At 56.4% G+C, this 19346-nt stretch carries 18 protein-coding genes; 8 read left to right on the top strand and 10 right to left on the bottom strand.

Going from position 1 to position 19346, the window contains the following annotated elements:
* The 5 genes from DVA44_RS07335 to DVA44_RS07355 form a co-directional block, all read right to left on the bottom strand.
* On the bottom strand, positions 1 to 1557 hold the full coding sequence (locus DVA44_RS07335) for a cyclic di-GMP phosphodiesterase (RefSeq protein WP_114386080.1): 1557 nt from the start codon (positions 1555 to 1557) through the stop codon (positions 1 to 3).
* Between the two features lie 181 nt (positions 1558 to 1738).
* A complete protein-coding gene (gene mepS, locus DVA44_RS07340; RefSeq protein WP_103180364.1) occupies positions 1739 to 2308 on the bottom strand; it encodes a bifunctional murein DD-endopeptidase/murein LD-carboxypeptidase in 570 nt (189 codons plus the stop codon).
* A gap of 404 nt (positions 2309 to 2712) precedes the next feature.
* Positions 2713 to 3438 carry a phosphatase PAP2 family protein gene (locus DVA44_RS07345; RefSeq protein ID WP_114386081.1) on the bottom strand — a complete coding sequence of 242 codons (726 nt, stop codon included), beginning with the start codon at positions 3436 to 3438 and terminating at the stop codon, positions 2713 to 2715.
* Between the two features lie 33 nt (positions 3439 to 3471).
* On the bottom strand, positions 3472 to 4458 hold the full coding sequence (locus DVA44_RS07350) for a GTP-binding protein (protein ID WP_114386082.1): 987 nt from the start codon (positions 4456 to 4458) through the stop codon (positions 3472 to 3474).
* A 123-nt stretch (positions 4459 to 4581) separates the two neighbouring features.
* On the bottom strand, positions 4582 to 6048 hold the full coding sequence (locus DVA44_RS07355) for a mannitol dehydrogenase family protein (protein WP_114386083.1): 1467 nt from the start codon (positions 6046 to 6048) through the stop codon (positions 4582 to 4584).
* Positions 6049 to 6253: 205 nt separating this feature from the next.
* Between DVA44_RS07355 and uxuA the strand changes: the two genes are divergently transcribed.
* Complete coding sequence (gene uxuA / locus DVA44_RS07360; protein WP_114386084.1) at positions 6254 to 7444, top strand: mannonate dehydratase; 1191 nt, start codon at positions 6254 to 6256, stop codon at positions 7442 to 7444.
* Between the two features lie 126 nt (positions 7445 to 7570).
* On the opposite strand, the gene yeiP is transcribed toward uxuA, so the two are convergent.
* Positions 7571 to 8143 carry an elongation factor P-like protein YeiP gene (gene yeiP, locus DVA44_RS07365; RefSeq protein ID WP_103825003.1) on the bottom strand — a complete coding sequence of 191 codons (573 nt, stop codon included), beginning with the start codon at positions 8141 to 8143 and terminating at the stop codon, positions 7571 to 7573.
* Positions 8144 to 8306: 163 nt separating this feature from the next.
* On the opposite strand from yeiP, the gene DVA44_RS07370 reads away from it, so the two are divergent.
* Positions 8307 to 8561 (top strand): YkgJ family cysteine cluster protein, encoded by a 255-nt coding sequence (locus DVA44_RS07370; RefSeq protein ID WP_114386085.1) that lies wholly within the window; start codon positions 8307 to 8309, stop codon positions 8559 to 8561.
* Here DVA44_RS07370 and setB read toward each other — a convergent pair.
* Together setB and DVA44_RS25510 are read right to left on the bottom strand one after the other, a co-directional pair.
* Complete coding sequence (gene setB / locus DVA44_RS07375; protein ID WP_114386086.1) at positions 8558 to 9739, bottom strand: sugar efflux transporter SetB; 1182 nt, start codon at positions 9737 to 9739, stop codon at positions 8558 to 8560. The two genes, DVA44_RS07370 and setB, sit on opposite strands and share 4 nt — an antisense overlap.
* Positions 9740 to 9785: 46 nt before the next feature.
* Positions 9786 to 10055, bottom strand: coding sequence for a hypothetical protein (locus DVA44_RS25510; protein ID WP_139157088.1), 270 nt, complete (start codon positions 10053 to 10055; stop codon positions 9786 to 9788).
* A gap of 42 nt (positions 10056 to 10097) precedes the next feature.
* Here DVA44_RS25510 and fruB point away from each other — a divergent pair, with 42 nt between their 5' ends.
* From fruB to DVA44_RS07405, 6 genes are all read left to right on the top strand, one after another.
* Positions 10098 to 11228, top strand: a complete 1131-nt coding sequence (gene fruB / locus DVA44_RS07380) for a fused PTS fructose transporter subunit IIA/HPr protein (protein ID WP_114386087.1) — start codon at positions 10098 to 10100, stop codon at positions 11226 to 11228.
* Positions 11228 to 12166 (top strand): 1-phosphofructokinase, encoded by a 939-nt coding sequence (gene fruK, locus DVA44_RS07385; protein WP_114314427.1) that lies wholly within the window; start codon positions 11228 to 11230, stop codon positions 12164 to 12166. Before fruB ends, fruK begins: the two co-directional genes overlap by 1 nt.
* Before the next feature lie 16 nt (positions 12167 to 12182).
* The gene (fruA, locus tag DVA44_RS07390; RefSeq protein WP_114314428.1) at positions 12183 to 13877 is read left to right on the top strand and encodes a PTS fructose transporter subunit IIBC; all 1695 of its coding nucleotides are present in this window, start codon (positions 12183 to 12185) and stop codon (positions 13875 to 13877) included.
* Between the two features lie 276 nt (positions 13878 to 14153).
* The gene (locus DVA44_RS07395; RefSeq protein WP_114386088.1) at positions 14154 to 15089 is read left to right on the top strand and encodes a pseudouridine kinase; all 936 of its coding nucleotides are present in this window, start codon (positions 14154 to 14156) and stop codon (positions 15087 to 15089) included.
* A complete protein-coding gene (locus DVA44_RS07400) occupies positions 15082 to 16017 on the top strand; it encodes a pseudouridine-5'-phosphate glycosidase (protein ID WP_114386089.1) in 936 nt (311 codons plus the stop codon). Before DVA44_RS07395 ends, DVA44_RS07400 begins: the two co-directional genes overlap by 8 nt.
* Before the next feature lie 90 nt (positions 16018 to 16107).
* On the top strand, positions 16108 to 17361 hold the full coding sequence (locus tag DVA44_RS07405) for a NupC/NupG family nucleoside CNT transporter (protein WP_114386090.1): 1254 nt from the start codon (positions 16108 to 16110) through the stop codon (positions 17359 to 17361).
* Between the two features lie 35 nt (positions 17362 to 17396).
* Here the strand turns inward: DVA44_RS07405 and DVA44_RS07410 are convergent, their stop codons facing one another.
* Together DVA44_RS07410 and nfo are read right to left on the bottom strand one after the other, a co-directional pair.
* The gene (locus DVA44_RS07410; protein WP_114388381.1) at positions 17397 to 18473 is read right to left on the bottom strand and encodes a sugar kinase; all 1077 of its coding nucleotides are present in this window, start codon (positions 18471 to 18473) and stop codon (positions 17397 to 17399) included.
* The gene (nfo, locus tag DVA44_RS07415; RefSeq protein ID WP_114386091.1) at positions 18473 to 19333 is read right to left on the bottom strand and encodes a deoxyribonuclease IV; all 861 of its coding nucleotides are present in this window, start codon (positions 19331 to 19333) and stop codon (positions 18473 to 18475) included. Before nfo ends, DVA44_RS07410 begins: the two co-directional genes overlap by 1 nt.
* Between the last annotated feature and the right edge of the window lie 13 nt (positions 19334 to 19346).

Raw genomic sequence — 19346 nt, forward strand, 5'->3', positions numbered from 1 at the left:
TTATTCGCTATCAAGGTGAATATCAGGTTGCCAGTTCAGGAACTGCTCCAGGGGCAGGGGCCGGCTTATCCAGTAGCCCTGCAGCAGATTGACGTCGTGATCGCGCAGCCATTTCGCCTGCTCGGGAGTTTCGACACCTTCGGCGACGGTCACCATATTCAGCCGCCGGGCCAGGGTCAGCACCGCATCCAGTACCGGGGAGGTGACAGTTTCCATCCCGATAGCATTCACGAAACCCCGGTCGATTTTGAGGTAGTCCATGGTAAAACGCTCAAGGTAGATCAGGGCGCTATGTCCGGTGCCAAAATCATCCACGGCGATTTCAAAACCTTCCAGATGCAGCCACTCAAACAGCTTTGTCGCTTCCCGTTGATTGAGCATGTCGCGCTCGGTAATTTCGAGCACAATCTGGAAATGATCCGGTGGCAGCGAGGCGGCAAACTTGCGCATGTCATCTTTAAAGCTCTCGGCGTGCAGGTGGCCTGGCGAAATATTAATGCCCAGCTTGGAGCCTGGTGGCAGCCGTTTCGCTAACGCCGGTGCATCGCGCAGGATCAGGTCGAAAAGGTGCAGCGTCAGCGGCACAATCAGTTGCTGGGCCTCTGCAAAGTTAATAAAGGCATCCGGCGGGATCGCCCCCGCGCCGGGATGCTGCCAGCGCATCAACACCTCCACGCCCCGCATCTGCAAATCGCTGGCACCTACCACTGGCTGGTAGACCACATGAAACTGATTCTGCTTAATGCCGGTGAGGATCTCTTTCCGCGGGTTGGCGCGCATCATTAGCCAGTAGAAGCAGAGCACCCCGACGCTGGAGCCGCACAACAGACCAAACAGCAGCGCGAAGACCAGATCTTCCATCGTCCAGCTTTCGGCGTAGAGATTAACGGTGAGCGGCAGTCCTTCAATTTTGCTTGAGCGCGCAGGGCGCTCTTTCAGCTCCGAAACGTGGGTGATGCGGTTTGAATAGGTGGAAAAAACCGTATTGCCAATGATCAGGGAAATACCGGCAAACTCATCCTGGCGAGCGGTATAAAGCAAATAAGGGGTCAGGTTGAGGTTAATAGAGGTAAATATCCCGCCATCTTTCATCAGCAGATTACGATGCCACAACACAATGGCCGGTTTTTTCGGCATCATTGGCGTACCCGGCAGCAGGGCCATATCTACCGCTTTAGTTGCGTCAATTTCCGGCACCAGTTCGCTGAGCGCGACATGCATCGGCCCGGTTGCTGATGAGCAGAAGGCCATTTTATCTTTCACCAGCAGAAAGGCGCGGACGTTCAGGCTGAATGACGCGCGGGAGGTGAGTTCAGAGCGTACATCCTGGCACTCGCTGAGCGTCAGCGGTTGTAATTCATCAACAGAAACGCGCAGCTCTTTAAAATAACTTTCCATGTAGTCATGGAGGTCTTTAATCAGGTTATCGTATTTTACTTCGCGTTTATGGTAGCTGAAAAAAAACTGCATACCGCCGCAGAGCAGGGCGACGATAAGAGCTGAAAGTACGCTGAGCATCAGCACCTTTCGGCGGGAAGATAAATGGCGGGTAAACATAAATGTTATGGGATCCTGATTTGCCGCCCGCATTATCATGACGGCTAAACTCACGCAACAACAAAACTATAGCCTGGAACGAGCCGTCCAGACTTATCGCGTCCTGCGATAAAAAAAAAGCACTGCCATAGCAGTGCTTTTTTCCATGCTGTCAGTCAAGGGAAACGGACAGCACAGGCGGTTAACTGCGAGTCAGTACACGACGCGCTTCATTGTAGCGCTTCTTCCAGTATGGCTCGTTCATACTGGAGATCGTCACACCACTGCTGGTGGACGCGTGAACAAACTGGTCGTTACCAATATAGATGCCGACATGACGGCCGGTTGAACCCGCACGGAACAGAACTAAATCGCCGGTACGTAAGCTATTACGTGAAATCGATTTGCCCATTTCCTGTTGTTCATAGGTTGAACGCGGAAGTTCTAAACCAAACTGTTCGCGGAAGGTACGCTGTACGAAACCGGAACAATCAATGCCTTTACGTGTTTCGCCGCCCAGGCGATAGCGCACGCCCTTCCAGCTGGCATACTGGTCCATTAATCGGGATTTGATATCCAGATTGCTGACCATTTTTTCAAATTCATCCTGAGAAGCTTGCAGTGAAGAGGCGTCTTCTGACCCCACAACACGCGTCTCAGGATGCATATTCTTTGCGGTGTTCGATGCGCTACAAGCTGAAAGCAGAACCGCGACTGCAATCGCCGGGATTACCCGTGAGAAGTATCTCAAGATCGGTTGAGATTTGACCATGTTGTTTATTTTCCCTTGAAGTCCTTAACGACAAATATCGTTATAAAAAATGCCAAGCGAGACGAGACTAAATACCTGCGCACTATCAGACAATTCTTTATGGTCAAATCTGTGGCGAATCGCACAAATTTATTTACAACGATAATAATTGTGGCGCTGAGGTAAAACGAGTCTGAGATTACCTGATTGAGACAGGTATTGCGAGTAAAAATACTCAATTTTTTTATAAGGAAATATGATAGTAAAAGTAACTTGACGGGAACGTGGTCAGACAGGGTGATTTAGGTTAAGTAATGTACAACGCGTTAATTTCTAACGTTATTAATGTGACAGGAAGATGACAAAGACGCTGAAATCGAGGGAAAAATCTATCAGGGATCGGTTATGATCCCTGATGGTTATTGTTAATTTCGGTTAGTAACTTGTTTCGATTTTGTTGTATTGCCGGGCAGGTAACGATTAAAGAAGGCGATTAAACGCTCACTCAATGGCGTCATCAGGCACCACGGAAGCCCAATCAACGCCACAGAAAGGGATCCAACGGCAATATCAGTGAGCCAATGCGCACCGATCATTACTCGAGGGAATGCGAAAACCACAAAAATAATCAGGGCTAATACGAAAGTCTTATGGCCGAAATAACGCCACATAAAAGCGCTGAAAATAAGCAGCATCATTCCGTGATCGCCTGGGAAACTGTCTTTAGAGGCATCTTTTGTCGAAATATGCAGCAATTCACTGACGCGGTAAATATCCGGGAAAAATAGCGTCGGACTTGAGCGTTTCACCGGTATTAAGGCCTGCGCCAGCTGGTTCAGCACCACCGCGGTCAGTAGCATCACCAGGCCAATCATCAGAATACGTCGACGCCCGGCGGGACTCTCTTTTCGCCAGAACGTCAGCATCAGATAACCCATCGCCAGCAGCGAGCAGCCGTCAAAGGCACGGTTATTGGTAATTGCTACCAGCCACAGGAAGGCGCGACTCTCTCCCAGTTGCCGGTTAAAGAAGTGGAATATCCCGCTATCCAGCGGGAACCAGAAACCGTGGTTGACCGGCAGATACCAGGATAAAAAGAGCGCCACACCGGCGACATTAAGCAATAAAATGGGGAAAAGTCGGGTTTTCATCATTACGCCGTAAGTAGTTCAATCAGGGCAACGTTAGTTCCCCGAACTTAAACGAAGCTTCAACAAGCTCGACTGTAAGGCATTCCAGTCGGTGTTAACCGCACTAATTAACTCTATTCGGCTGTCTGGCGGCGCTACACCCTGCGTTTCGATGAAGAAATCTTCCCCCTGACGATTAATCCGTACCAGCCCATCGGGGGTACGCATTACCCCTTTCACCCGTTCAACCGGCGCAAGCCGCGCCCACTCCAGTAAACCGATGGTATCGAAGCAGGTGTCGGCGTCGAAGACCCAACCACAGGCCTGATGCCCCTGGCCGCTGTTCAGGCTGCGACGCCAGCGCTGGTGCGCAGGCAGACTCAGTGCCGCCAGACCCTGTTTTTCGCCGTGGCTGTGGGAATGGGCTGCGCTGGCGGGCAGTTCAGCAAGATTACGCCGCGGCAGGTCGAGCAGGGCATTATCCACATTCCCCTGGGTGGTATGCGCAAGCTGACGCTCGCCGCCGAAGTGCTGCCACCAGAGTTCCAGCGCGGCGCGGCTTTCCGGGGTGGCGCGGTCCTCTTTATTGGCAATGATGATGTCGGCGGCCGCCAGCTGGTCGCGGAAATTCTCGTTCTGGACAAACTTTTCGTCCAGCAGCTGACGGGGATCAAGCAGGCACAGGGTGGCGCGTAAATCGATCCACGGCTCATAGACCGGAGCGGTCAGCAGGTCGAGGATCTGCTTCGGATGACCGAGCCCGGTAGGTTCAATCAAGAGCCGGTCGGGCTTGCCCTGTCGCAGCAGAGTATTCAGCCCCACCTGCATCGGCAGGCCGTTCACGCAGCACATGCATCCCCCTGGGATCTCCTTTATCAGCGCCCCGTTATCGGCCATCAACGCGCCATCAATGCCGATCTCGCCAAATTCATTGACCAGCACGGCCCATTTTTCGTCAGGATCTTTATTGGCCAGCAGGTGCAGTATCGACGTGGTTTTCCCGCTGCCGAGAAAACCGGTAATGAGGTTGGTTTTAGTCACAGGTGCTCCAGGGTGATAAATGTAATGCTATAACAATTATCAATAATCCTGGCGGAAAAGAACAGCATTGGAAAGGGGAAGGGCGAACGGGAGACTCCCCGCTCGCCTTAAGCGCAATAAAGGTTAAAGCGACAGCGTGTCGATAATCGCCTGGCGCGCGCCCGACTGGCTGATACGCTGGTAAGCCTGGGTGATGGCCTCCACGAACTGAGGATCCTGAGGCAGGTCGTGGCCAAAAATTTCATTCAGCGCCAGCAGGGCGGTCACGCGCTCCTCCTCGCTGCTGGTCTCAATGATGGCGCGAATTTTATCGCTCAGCGGATCGCGCACGTCAATGGCATTGCCCGCATCATCCACGCCGCTGACGTAGCGCATCCATCCGGCGACTCCCAGCGCCAGCAGTGGCCAGGCGGTGTCGCGCTGCAGGTGGAGGCGGATACTCTCCAGCATTCGCTGCGGCAGTTTCTGGCTGCCGTCCATCGCAATCTGCCAGGTGCGGTGTTGCAGTGCCGGGTTGGCGAAGCGGTCAATCAGGCTGTCGGCGTAGGTGATCAGATCCACCCCGGTGATGCGCAGCGTCGTCGCCTGTTCGTTAAGCATCAGACGACGGGCGGCGTCACGCAGCGCGCTGTCGGCCATGCAGTCGTTAATATGGGCGAAACCGGCCAGATAGCCGAGATAGGCGAGGAAAGAGTGGCTGCCGTTGAGCATGCGTAGCTTCATCTGCTCCCAGGGGAGGACATCCTGCACCATCTGTACTCCGGCCACTTCCCACTCCGGGCGACCGGCAACAAAGTTATCTTCGATCACCCACTGAATAAACGGCTCGCAGCTAATGGCGCACGGATCCTCAACCCCCACTTCGCGGGCGATTTCCGCAAGGGAGTCGTCGGTGGCGGCGGGAACGATCCTGTCCACCATCGTGCCCGGGAAGCTGACGTTGGCGCCGATCCACTCCGCCAGCTCTGGCGAGCGCTTGTGGGCCATCCCCAGCACCGCATTTTTCACCACGTGGCCGTTGTCCGGAATGTTATCGCAGGAGAGCACGCTGAACGGTGCCAGGCCGCGCTCGCGGCGGCGATGCAGAGCTTCGACCAGGATACCCGGCGCCGAGTGCGGCATTTCAGGGTACTCCAGATCGTGAATAATACGTTCGTTGCGGGTATCCAGCTTGCCGGTGGCCGGATCGATACAGTAACCCTTTTCCGTGATGGTCAGAGAGACGATCGCCACCTGCGGCTCGCAAAACTTCTCAATAATGGCCGCCAGCGAATCGAGTTTAGCGTTCAGGCATTCATGTACCGCCCCGACGATAATCGGCTGATTTCCGTCGGCGCCTTTTTCCAGCACCGTAAAGAGATGATCCTGCGCGCGCAGCTGGCTCATCAGCGTATCGCCGCTAAACAGGCTAATCTCACAGATCCCCCAGTCGCCGCCTTTGGCATTCAGCACCCGGTCGGTCAGGAGCGCCTGATGGGCGCGATGAAAGGCGCCAAAGCCGAAATGGACGATACGGGAGCGTAACGCCTGACGATCGTACTGCGGCTGCAACACGTGAGCGGGGAGCGCGGTGGAGGCAATTGTCTTCATGAAATAAACACCTGATTAACCATTAATTAACAAGGTGAGTGTAAAGTTATATGACAACAAATTGAATTGGTAAGCCGTAAATATCCGGGATCTGTGAGATGGATCAATCAATATTGCGAGGCGAGTTGACCTGTTTCCGCATGCATGTATGGTAGTCGTCATCACATGACGAAATATTGGTATAACAACTTTTGAGGGTGAATCGATGGAACAAACCTGGCGTTGGTACGGACCCAAAGATCCTGTTTATCTTGATGACGTGCGTCAGGCTGGCGCAACGGGCGTTGTCACCGCGCTACACCATATTCCTAACGGTCAGGTGTGGCCGGTAGAAGAGATCAAAGCGCGTCAGGCGCTGCTGGCCGAAAAAGGACTCACCTGGTCGGTGGTGGAGAGTATTCCGGTTCACGAGGAGATTAAAACCCACTCCGGCGACTATCAGACCTGGATCGCCAACTACCAGCAGAGCATTCGCAACCTCGCGGCCTGCGGCATTGACACCGTATGCTACAACTTTATGCCGATCCTCGACTGGACGCGTACCGACCTCGAATATCAGCTGCCGGATGGTTCAAAGGCGCTGCGTTTTGACCAGATCGCCTTTGCCGCGTTCGAGCTGCACATCCTGAAGCGTGAAGGCGCAGCGGCTGACTATACTGCAGAAGAGCAGCAGCAGGCGCAGGCGTGGTTCGATGCGGCAAGCGAAGCGGATATCGAAAAGCTGACCCGCAATATCATCGCCGGCCTGCCGGGGGCGGAAGAGGGCTACACCCTCGACCAGTTCCGCGCGCGCCTGGCGGAGTATGGCAACATCGACAAAGCCCAGCTGCGGGAAAATATGGCCGTCTTCCTGCGCGCTATCGTGCCGGTGGCGGAAGAGGTGGGCGTGCGTCTGGCGGTTCACCCGGACGATCCACCGCGTCCTATCCTGGGCCTGCCGCGTATCGTCTCCACCATTGAGGATATGCAGTGGCTGAAAGAGACGGTCGACAGCATCAGCAACGGCTTCACCATGTGTACCGGCTCCTACGGCGTGCGGGCCGACAACGACCTGGTGCAGATGATTGAAACCTTCGGCGACCGCATTCACTTTACCCACCTGCGGGCAACCTGCCGGGAAGAGAATCCGAAGACCTTCCACGAAGCGGCGCACCTCGGCGGCGACGTGAATATGGTGGCGGTCGTGGATGCCATTCTGCGTGAAGAGAAACGCCGTAAGCAGGCGGGGGATCTGCGTCCTATTCCGTTCCGTCCGGATCACGGGCACCAGATGCTGGACGATCTGCGTAAGAAAACCAACCCAGGTTATTCGGCCATTGGCCGTCTGAAAGGGATGGCGGAAGTGCGCGGCGTGGAGCTGGCGCTGAAGATGACCAAATATCCTGAGCTTCTTTAAGCCTTGATGCCCGGTGGCGCTGCGCTTACCGGGCCGACAAAAAAACCGGCCAATGAGCCGGTTTTTTTATGTGTGCTTTTGTAGGCCGGGTAAGGCGAAGTCGCCACCCGGCAAAACAGCCCGCACTTAGTCAGCACGACCCATATAGCGTTTTTCTTCGATATGGATGCGGATTTTCTCGCCTGCGGAGAGGTATTCCGGCACCTGCACGACCAGACCGGTGGTCAGGGTTGCAGGTTTGTTACGTGCAGACGCGGATGCGCCTTTAATGCCCGGCGCCGTATCCACGATCTCCAGATCAACGGTCTGCGGCAGCTCCAGCGCCAGCAGAACGCCATCCCAGGTCAGAACCTGCATATCCGGCATGCCGCCTTCAGGAATAAACAGCAGCTCTTCTTCGATCTGATCTTTGGTGAAGATGTATGGCGTGTAGTCTTCTTTATCCATAAAGACATATTCGTTGCCGTCAACATATGAGAAATCGACATAGCGACGGGTCAGGGTAACGGTATCCACGATATCGTCGCCTTTGAAACGTTCTTCAACTTTCAGACCGGTACGTACATCGGCGAAACGCATTTTGTACAGCGTTGCTGCGCCACGGGCGCTGGGTGCCTGAATATCGATGTCTTTTACAATCAGCAGTTTGCCGTTGTAATTCAGCACCATACCTTTCTTAATTTCGTTCGCTCTTGGCATTGTAGTAATCCTGTTAACGGGAAGGTCAAAAATATCGCGTCAAAGTACTCGCGCGCGGCATTTCAGGCAAGCGGATTTCGCGGCTTTTGCTATCAATACGCAAAAGGTGTTACTGTGCCCGTCACGCCCGCGGGAGCGGCTTTCTTTCAGGTAAAGTACGAATATGGATTGCCGTCCGGACTGCGGAGCATGTTGCACCGCCCCCTCCATCACCAGCCCCATTCCCGGGATGCCCAACGGCAAGCCTGCCAATACCCCCTGCGTGCAGTTGGACGCGCAACAGCGCTGCAAAATTTTCGGCTTGAGCTCGCGGCCCAAAGTGTGTGCTGGCCTGCAGCCGTCGCGGGAGATGTGCGGCGATACGCGCGGCCAGGCCATGACCTGGCTGCTCGAACTCGAGGCGCTTACCGCGCCTTAAATGTCCTTTATACGCGTCAGACAGATCGTCGTAGCGATGCACATCCCCAGCGCAATCCAGAATACCGCGTGATAGCTCCAGATCTCGGCCACGACGCCCGCCACGGAGCCTGCGATGATCCAGCCGACGCGAGTAGTGTTGGTATAAAGCGTGGTGGCCGCGCCCGCCTGACCTGGCATCAGATCCTGGAAATAGAGCATGCCGATCCCGGCGAGAATGCCAATATAGATGGCGTTCAGCAGCTGTAACCCGAGCAACACTACCGGCGTGTGCGCGGTGAGCATCCCGACGTAAAACAGCAAACCGGCAACGGCGGCAACGCGCATCAGGAAGCGCTTACCGAAGCGTTTTGCGTAGTAGCCCGCAATCAGCATCGTCGGGATCTCCAGCCCGGCAGCGGTTCCCATCATTACTCCCGCCAGCTTCTCGGAGAGATGCAGCTCATTAATGATAAACAGCGGCATATTGATGATATAGAGGCTGTTGGTGCCCCACATTAAGGTGCAGATGGTAAACAGCAGCAGGGCGTCGCGACGGTTGCGGCGCGGCGACTCCAGCACCCCGGTTGCCAGCTTCGGCTCCTTGCGCATCGTCGGCAGGAAAAACCAGACCATCGCGCCACAGACAACAAACGCCACGGCGGCGCTGATATACATCACTGGGAAGCCAAAGCCCATCGCCAGCGCATAGGCTACCGGCGGCCCCACGACCCAGGCCAGCGACACCTGGGCACGCAGGATCGAGCTGAACATCACCGCCTCGCGACCGGTATGGTCGGCATGTTCGCGGGCGAGGGCAAACAGCTGCGGGTTGGCGGTAGAGCCAAAGCTGCTAAGGAATACGCCGACAAACAGCAACACAAAGTAGTTACGGTTCCATGCGAAGAGCAGGCAGGCCAGGACACCCAGCAGACAGCAGAAGACGATTAAGGATTTGCGATCGCCCCGCTTGTCTGAACGACCGGCCAGGAACTGGCTGACCAGGATGCCGATAATGGCGCTACCGGTAAAGAAGAAGCCGACCATGGCCGGGCGGGCATGCACCTCGTTGGTAAGGAACAGGCTCAGCGTCGGGGTTTGTAGCGCGCCGGCAATGCCGGTAAGGAAAGCAACAATTAAAAACGCCGATGAGGTCAAATCAAATGACTTCGGTGAGGCGGCTGCGGGCGTGGTGTGCATGTTTCTGTATCAGTGATATGAAGAGACGCGGAGTTTACGCCGCTTGTCATAAAATAAACAGATACCCTCGCCAATTACCCCACAAAAAATCAAAACAGCTTTTTATTCCGCCGCTGCGCTTGCTGAAGTTGCTGAAGCCGAGCGGCTGTACGCCCCCGGAAGGCAGCGGCCTGCAGCAAAAATGTGCTGTAACTCTAAATTCTGCATGCTGAAATGCGGCTTTACTTGCAAGGAAGCCTGTAAAGCGCAAGACTTCTTGAAACGTTTCAGCGCTAATTGGTTTACCTAACTCAAACGGATTGGCGCCTTTTTTCACATTTAAGCTGAAACGATTCAATTTCAGCAGGAGTGGAGAACCATGTTCCAGTTATCCGTGCAGGACATTCATCCCGGCGAACAGGCCGGTACTAAAGAAGAGGCTATTCGGCAGATCGCCGCCGCGCTGGTGCAGGCGGGCAACGTCGCCAACGGCTACGTTGACGGCATGCTGGCGCGTGAGCAGCAGACCTCTACTTTCCTTGGCAATGGCATCGCCATTCCGCATGGCACCACCGATACCCGCGATCAGGTGCTGAAAACCGGCGTTCAGGTCTATCAGTTCCCGCAGGGCGTGCTCTGGGGTGAAGGGCAGGTGGCCTATGTTGCCATCGGCATTGCCGCCAGCAGCGATGAACACCTCGGTCTGCTGCGTCAGCTGACGTACGTCCTGAGCGACGACGCCGTGGCTGAACAGCTGAAATCCGCCACCACCGCCGAAGAGCTGCGCGCCCTGCTGATGGGTGAAAAGCAGAGCGAAGCCCTGAAGCTGGATAACGAGACACTGACGCTCGACGTAGCCGCCTCCGATCTGGTGACCTTACAGGCGCTGAACGCCGGTCGCCTGAAAGAGGCTGGTGCAGTGGATACCGCCTTTGTAGCTCATGCCATTAACGACAAACCGCTGAATCTCGGTCAGGGCGTCTGGCTGAACGACTGTGCTGAAGGCAACCTGCGCAGCGCGATCGCCGTCAGCCGTGCGGCAACCGCATTCGATACCGCCGGTGAAAACACGGCGATGCTGGTGACCGTCGCCATGGCCGATGAACAGCCGGTTGAGGTGCTGAAGCGCCTTGGCGATCTGCTGCTGAACAAAAAAGCTGAACAACTGCTGAAAGCGGATGCCGCAACCCTGCTGGCGCTACTGACCAGCGATGATGTGAACACCGATGAACTGCTGAGCGCCGAGTTTGTGGTGCGCAACGAACATGGCTTGCATGCCCGTCCTGGCACCATGCTGGTCAATACCATTAAACAGTTCAACAGCGACGTGACCGTGACCAACCTCGACGGCAGCGGTAAACCGGCCAACGGCCGCAGCCTGATGAAAGTCGTGGCGCTGGGCGTGAAGAAAGGGCATCGCCTGCGCTTCACCGCGCAGGGTGCGGATGCTGAACAGGCGCTGAAAGCGATTGGCGAAGCCATCGCGGCGGGTCTGGGGGAGGGCGCATAATGAGCAGACGTGTTGCCACTATTACGCTGAACCCGGCTTACGACCTCGTGGGCTTTTGCCCGGAAATTGAACGCGGCGAAGTCAACCTCGTGCGTACCACTGGCCTGCACGCGGCAGGTAAAGGGATTAACGTTGCCAAAGTGCTGAAGGATCTGGGCATCGACGTCACCGTCGGCGGTTTCCTCGGCAAAGACAACCAGGATGGTTTCCAGCAGCTGTTCAGCGAGCTGGGGATCGCCAACCGTTTCCAGGTGGTGCAGGGGCGTACCCGCATCAACGTGAAGCTGACCGAGAAAGATGGCGAAGTTACCGACCTGAACTTCTCCGGTTTTGAAGTGACCCAGGCCGACTGGGAGCGTTTTGTGAATGACTCCCTGACCTGGCTGGGTCAGTTCGACATGGTCTGCGTCAGCGGCAGTCTGCCGTCCGGCGTCAGCCCGGAAGCCTTTACCGACTGGATGACGCGTCTGCGAAGCCAGTGCCCATGCATCATCTTTGACAGCAGCCGCGATGCGCTGGTGGCGGGTCTGAAAGCCGCACCGTGGCTGGTGAAACCTAATCGTCGCGAACTTGAGATCTGGGCAGGCCGTAAGCTGCCAGAATTAAAGGATGTGATTGAAGCCGCCCATGCGCTGCGTGAGCAGGGTATCGCTCATGTGGTCATCTCTCTGGGGGCAGAGGGTGCGCTGTGGGTTAACGCCTCCGGCGAATGGATCGCCAAACCACCGTCGATGGAAGTGGTCAGCACCGTCGGTGCCGGCGACTCGATGGTGGGCGGGCTGATTTATGGCCTGCTGATGCGCGAATCCAGTGAACATACTTTACGTCTTGCCACCGCCGTTGCAGCCCTGGCTGTCAGCCAGAGCAATGTCGGTATTACCGATCGTACCCAGTTGGCCGCGATGATGGCGCGCGTTGACTTAAAACCCTTTAACTGACAGCAGGAGAGGCATAATGAAAACGCTGCTGATTATTGACTCTGCACTCGGACAGGCGCGCGCCTATATGGCGAAAACCCTGCTGAGTTCGGCGGGACATAAAGCACACCTTGATTTCATCGACAACCCGGGCGATGCCGAACTGGTTATCGTCCTGGGCGACAAAATCCCGGCGGACAGCTCGCTGAACGGTAAAAAAGTGTGGCTGGGCGATATCAACCGCGCCGTTGCACACCCGGAACTGTTCCTGAGCGAAGCGAAAGGTCATGCGGCACTCTATACCGCACCTGTCGCGGCGGCGGAAACGGCTGTTGCTGCGGGGCCGAAACGCGTGGTGGCGGTTACCGCCTGCCCGACCGGCGTAGCGCACACCTTTATGGCGGCGGAAGCCATTGAAACCGAAGCCAAAAAACGCGGCTGGTGGGTAAAAGTTGAAACCCGCGGTTCCGTGGGCGCAGGTAATGCGATCACCCCGGAAGAGGTGGCGGCTGCGGATCTGGTGATTGTGGCGGCAGATATCGAAGTGGATCTGGCGAAGTTTGCCGGTAAACCGATGTACCGCACCTCCACCGGTCTGGCGCTGAAGAAAACCGCGCAAGAGCTGGACAAAGCCCAGGCTGAAGCGAAACCGTTCCAGCCTGCGGGCAACACCGCGGCTGCGGCTTCTGAAGGCAAAAAAGAGTCTGCTGGCGCGTATCGTCACCTGCTGACGGGCGTCTCCTATATGCTGCCGATGGTGGTGGCGGGCGGTCTCTGTATCGCGCTCTCCTTCGCCTTTGGTATCGAAGCCTTTAAAGAGCCGGGTACTCTGGCGGCGGCGCTGATGCAGATTGGCGGCGGCTCGGCGTTCGCGCTGATGGTGCCGGTCCTGGCGGGTTACATTGCGTTCTCTATTGCTGACCGTCCGGGCCTGACTCCGGGTCTGATCGGCGGTATGCTGGCCGTGAGCACCGGCTCTGGCTTTATCGGCGGGATCATCGCAGGCTTCCTCGCAGGCTACATGGCGAAGCTGATTAGCTCGAAGCTGAAACTGCCGCAGAGCATGGAAGCGCTGAAACCGATCCTGATCATTCCGCTGATCTCCAGCCTGGTGGTTGGCCTGGCGATGATCTACCTGATCGGTAAGCCGGTTGCGAGTATCCTCGAAGGCCTGACCCACTGGCTGCAAACCATGGGCACCGCCAATGCGGTCCTGCTGGGTGCAATCCTCGGTGCGATGATGTGTACCGATATGGGGGGTCCGGTGAACAAAGCATCTTACGCCTTCGGTGTCGGCCTGCTGAGTACCCAGACCTATGCGCCAATGGCGGCCATTATGGCGGCGGGTATGGTGCCACCGCTGGCGCTGGGCCTGGCAACTATTGTTGCCCGTCGTAAGTTCGACAAGGCGCAGCAGGAAGGCGGTAAAGCGGCGCTGGTACTGGGCCTGTGCTTTATCACCGAAGGGGCGATTCCGTTCGCTGCCCGTGACCCGATGCGCGTGCTGCCATGCTGTATCGTCGGTGGCGCGGTAACCGGTGCTATCTCTATGGCGATTGGCGCGAAACTGATGGCGCCGCACGGCGGTCTGTTTGTTCTGTTAATCCCAGGCGCTATTACGCCAGTGCTGGGTTACCTGTTTGCGATTATCGCCGGTACCCTGGTGGCAGGCCTCTCTTACGCGGTGCTGAAACGCCCGGAAGCTGAAGCGGTTGCCGCGAAAGCAGCATAATCTCTCACCATCCGAAAAGGGCAGAGGCGACTCTGCCTTTTTTTTGCTTTTAATCGTGCTGCTGCTCGCAGTTTTTTGGAGACAAGAAAAAGTTATCTACAAAAAATTGTGATTATGTTCATAACCCTTTTACACCCTCTTTCCCACCGCTTTACTTTCCCCTTCTTACGCATACTATGAACACGTGTTCACATATAAACATATGCTCTAATAGAAATTAAAATCACTCCCTCGCTTAATTATCATTGCGATGGCCTGCGTGCCAGAGGATGTTCTATGCGTGAAAAGGATTATATTGCTGTTATTGGTTCTGCGAATATGGATGTTGCGGGGTATTCAAACGCCTCGCTTAATTATGCGGACTCTAACCCAGGGAAAATTAAATTTACCCCCGGCGGTGTTGGGCGGAATATTGCGCAAAACCTTGCATTGCTGGGAAAAAATGTCTGGCTACTTTCTGCTGTCGGCGATGATTTTTACGGTCAGTCGCTGCTATCACAAACCCAGGCCGCTGGCGTACAGGTGGAAAAATGCCAGGTGATCGCGGGCGAAGGCACCTCCAGTTATTTATCCTTGCTGGATAATACCGGCGAAATGCTGGTAGCCATTAATGATATGGCTATTTCTGACTACATCAATCCGGACTATCTGGCCCACCACCTGGCCTTTCTGCGTGCGGCAAACGCGGTGGTGGTCGACTGCAATCTCAGTGAATCTGCGCTGGGCTGGATATTTGAAAATGCAGGCCAGGCACCGGTGTTCGTTGACCCCGTCTCGGCCTGGAAATGCAACAAAGTGCGCGACTGGCTGGGCCATATCCACACGCTGAAGCCCAACCGGATTGAAGCCGAAACCCTGAGTGGCATCCCGCTCTCCTGCGCGGCGGATGCCCCGAAAGTTGCGGCCTGGTTTCACCAGCATGGCCTGTTCCGGCTGGTATTGAGCATGGGCGGCGACGGCGTTTATTACAGCGAGAAAGGGGGCGAAAGCGGCTGGTCAGCCCCGTTTAAAACCCAGGTGGTCAACGTCACCGGCGCGGGCGATGCGATGATGGCGGGGCTCGCTTTCTGCTGGCTGGAAGGGGCCGCATTTAAAGATTCCGTTCGTTTTGCCCAAGGCTGCTCGTCGCTGGCGCTGGCTTCCGTATATACCAATAACCCGGATTTATCGTCTGAAAACGTTAACGCATTAATGGAGAGAGAACATGTCTGAATTAAAATTATCTGCTGAGTTCCTGCAAATTTCTCCTGAGGTTCAGGACGCTTTAAATAATAACAAACCGATTGTAGCGCTTGAATCTACCATTATTTCTCACGGCATGCCTTTCCCGCAAAATGCCCAGACGGCGCTGGAAGTTGAAGATGCGATCCGCCAGCAGGGGGTTATTCCGGCCACCATTGCGATTATTCGTGGCGTAATGAAAGTGGGGCTCAGCAAAGAAGAAATTGAACTGTTAGGCCGTGAAGGCCACGCCGTGACCAAAGTCAGCCGCCGGGATTTACCTTTTGTGGTTGCCGCCGGAATAAATGGCGCGACGACGGTTGCCTCAACCATGATTATTGCGGCGATGGCCGGGATTAAGGTTTTTGCTACCGGCGGAATTGGCGGCGTACACCGCGGTGCGGAACACACGTTTGATATTTCTGCCGATTTACAGGAGCTGGCGAAAACCAATGTTGCTGTGGTATGCGCCGGGGCAAAATCTATTCTCGACCTCGGGTTAACCACCGAATATCTGGAAACCAACGGCGTACCGTTGATTGGCTATCAGACCCAGTCCCTGCCTGCCTTTTTCTGTCGCACCAGTCCGTTTGAGGTCAGCATCCGTCTCGACAGCGCTGAAGCCATCGCGCGCGCAATGGCGGTGAAATGGCAGACCGGCCTGAACGGTGGCCTGGTGGTGGCGAATCCCATCCCGGAACAGTTTGCGATGCCTGAAGAGACCATCAACGCCGCTATCGACCAGGCGGTGAAAGAAGCGGAAGAGCAGGGCGTGATCGGCAAGGCCAGCACGCCGTTCCTGCTGGCCCGCGTGGCGGAACTGACCGGCGGCGACAGCCTGAAATCCAATATTCAGCTGGTCTTTAACAACGCCCGCCTGGCCTGCGATATCGCGAAGGCGTACCAGCGCATCGCGTAACCTTTTCACAGGCAGTTTGCCGTCGCCTGTCTTCACAGTGGAATAACGGATACCCGGCCAGTCGCCGGGTTTTCAGGTAAGGAAATCATTATGGACGTAATGAGAAGTCTGCTGGGTATGGCGGTTCTGTTGGCGATAGCCTTCCTCCTGTCGGTCAATAAACGCCGTATCAGCCTGCGTACCGTTGGCGCCGCTTTCATTTTGCAGGTGGCAATTGGCGGCATCATGCTCTATTTCCCACCCGGCAAATGGCTGGTGGAGCAGGCCGCCATCGGGGTCAGTAAAGTCATGTCCTACAGCGATGCCGGCAGCGCCTTTATCTTTGGCGCGCTGGTGGGGCCCAAAATGGACACCCTGTTTGACGGCGCCGGGTTCGTCTTTGCCTTCCGGGTGCTGCCCGCGATCATCTTTGTCACCGCGTTGATCAGCCTGCTCTACTACATCGGGGTGATGGGGTTGCTGATCCGCGTGCTGGGTGGCATTTTCCAGAAAGCGTTGCGTATCAGTAAAATTGAATCCTTCGTGGCGGTGACCACCATCTTCCTCGGCCAGAACGAGATCCCGGCGATCGTGAAACCCTTCGTCGATAAGCTGAACCGCAACGAGCTTTTTACCGCTATCTGCAGCGGGATGGCGTCAATTGCCGGTTCGATGCTGATTGGCTACGCCGGGATGGGGGTGCCGATTGATTACCTGCTCGCCGCCTCGTTAATGGCCATTCCAGGCGGGATTTTGTTTGCCCGTCTGCTTAGCCCGGCCACGGAGGCGTCACAGGTCACCTTCGATAACCTGTCGTTCAGCGACACGCCGCCGAAAAGCATTATCGAAGCCGCGGCGACCGGGGCGATGACCGGGTTGAAAATCGCCGCCGGGGTTGCGACGGTGGTAATGGCCTTTGTGGCGATCATCGCCCTGCTGAACGGTATGCTGGGCGGCATTGGCGGCTGGTTGGGTATTGAAAGCCTGAGCCTGGAGGGGCTATTTGGTTACGCGCTGGCGCCGCTGGCGTGGATCATGGGGGTCGAATGGCAGGATGCGACGCTCGCAGGCAGCCTGATTGGACAGAAGCTGGCGATTAATGAATTCGTTGCCTATCTCAACTTCTCGCCATATCTGCAAACCGCCGGGCAGCTGGATGTGAAAACCATCGCCATTATCTCGTTTGCCTTGTGCGGTTTTGCTAACTTCGGCTCAATTGGGGTGGTGGTAGGGGCCTTTTCTGCGGTATCGCCCCAGCGCGCCCCGGAGATTGCCCAGCTGGGCGTACGGGCGCTGGTGGCGGCCACGCTCTCTAACCTGATGAGCGCCACCATTGCGGGCTTCTTTATTGGTTTAGCAGGCTAGTGACGCAGGCCGGGTAGGGCAACTACCCGGCCTGTTTACCGCTGGCTGTCCAGCAGCGACAGGACGTTATCTACCGACAGCGTCGGGTTATTGATACTTTCACTGGCGCGGGAGAGCGCCGCGCAGGCACCCGCGAATCGGGCACTCTCCGTAAAATCGCTTCCGTCGAGGAAGGCATAAATCAACCCCGCCATAAAGGCGTCATCGGCCCCAAAGCGGTCAACCACCGGGTGGGTGGGGGGCGTCAGCAGAAGCGGCTCCGCACCCTGTTCGCTGCACAGCACCGAATCATCTTCCAGACAGACCACAATCCGCTGCACCCCTTTCTCATGCAGGGCGGCGAGGGCGCTCTTGCGATCCTCGCACTCCGCCAGGATCTGCAACTCCTTCAGCGTCGGCTTCAGGGTATGGATGCGCGACAGCCAGGGTTTGATCCTCTCGGCTTTAAATTCTGAAACCGTGTCGACAAACACCGGCACATCCCCGGCGAGGGTAAAGACCCACTCCAGCGCTTCTGCGGTAAGGTTACAGTCGGCCAGCACCACGCCCGCATGGGCCAGCAGCTCGCGCGACTGGTTCAGTAGCTGCGGCGTCAGCCCCTGCAGGATATGGGTGTCATTGATCGCCAGCACAGTGTCGTCCTGCGGACTGGCAATCGACAGATAGGTTGCGGTGCTTTGCCCGTGCAGGCGGATGGTGCTCTGCACGTTAACCCCCGCCTGGCGGGTCTGCTCCAGCAGGGTTTCGCCATAAAAATCGCTGCCCACGGCAGAGATCAGGTGCACCTCGCGCCCCAGCAGCGCGAGGTTATGCGCGATGTTACGCGCCACGCCGCCCGCCGCGCACTGAATGGCCCCCGGATGGGAGGAGGGTTCAGGAAAACGAATATCGGCCACCCCGCGAATATCCATATTGATGGCGCCGAGTGCCACGCAATAATCCTGTTCGGTGAGGATATAGCCTTTGCCCTTGATCGCCCCCTTGCGCATCAAATCCATAATGTGCGCAGCGACGCGGGAGCGGCTGATATCGAGGATCTGGGCGATTTCATGCTGCTGAATAAGGGGGTTGCGCCGCAGGATCTTCAGGATCTGCTTTTCCCTTTCGTTCATCATTCTGCGGTGGCCTCGGCATGCTGTTGCGCTTTCAGCCAGGCGATCTCCTCCGCCCAGATATCCGGGTTGATGGTTTCCAGCACCAGCGGAATGTTGTCGAAACGCGGATCCTGCATGATAAAGCGGAACGCATCATGGCCGATGTTGCCTTCCCCCAGGCTGTGGTGACGGTCAACGCGGCTGCCGAAGGTGCTTTTCGCATCGTTAAGGTGCATACCGCGCAGGTACTCAAAGCCCACGACGCGCTCGAACTCGGCGAAGGTTTTCGCACACGCTTCCGCGCTGCGCAGGTCGTAACCGGCGGCAAAGGCGTGGCAGGTATCAATGCAGACGCCGATGCGGGATTTATCTTCTACGGCGTCGATGATGGCCGCCAGATGCTCAAAGCGAAAACCGAGGTTGCTGCCCTGTCCGGCGGTATTTTCAATCACCGCCGTCACTCCCTGGGTCTGTGCCAGCACGATATTGATCGACTCGGCGATCCGCGCCAGGCATTCATCTTCGTCGATTTGTGCCAGATGGCTGCCGGGATGGAAGTTCAGCAACGTCAGGCCGAGCTGCTCGCAGCGCTGTACCTCATCAAGGAAGGCTGCGCGGGATTTGTCCAGCGCCTCCTGTACCGGGTGACCGAGGTTAATCAGGAAGCTGTCGTGGGGCAGGATCTGGCCGGGGGAGAAATGGTATTTTTCGCAGGCCGCTTTGAACTCATCAATCACCTGAGCGGTTAACGGCGCGGCGCGCCACTGGCGCTGATTTTTGGTGAACAGGGCGAAAGCGGTCGCCTCGATTTCGGCGGCGCGAATAGCGGCATTTGCCAGACCGCCAGCAGCGCTGACGTGCGCTCCAACATATTTCATAAAGGGACTCCTG

Origin of the sequence: Leclercia sp. W17, assembly GCF_003336325.1 — a bacterium.
GTDB lineage: Bacteria > Pseudomonadota > Gammaproteobacteria > Enterobacterales > Enterobacteriaceae > Enterobacter.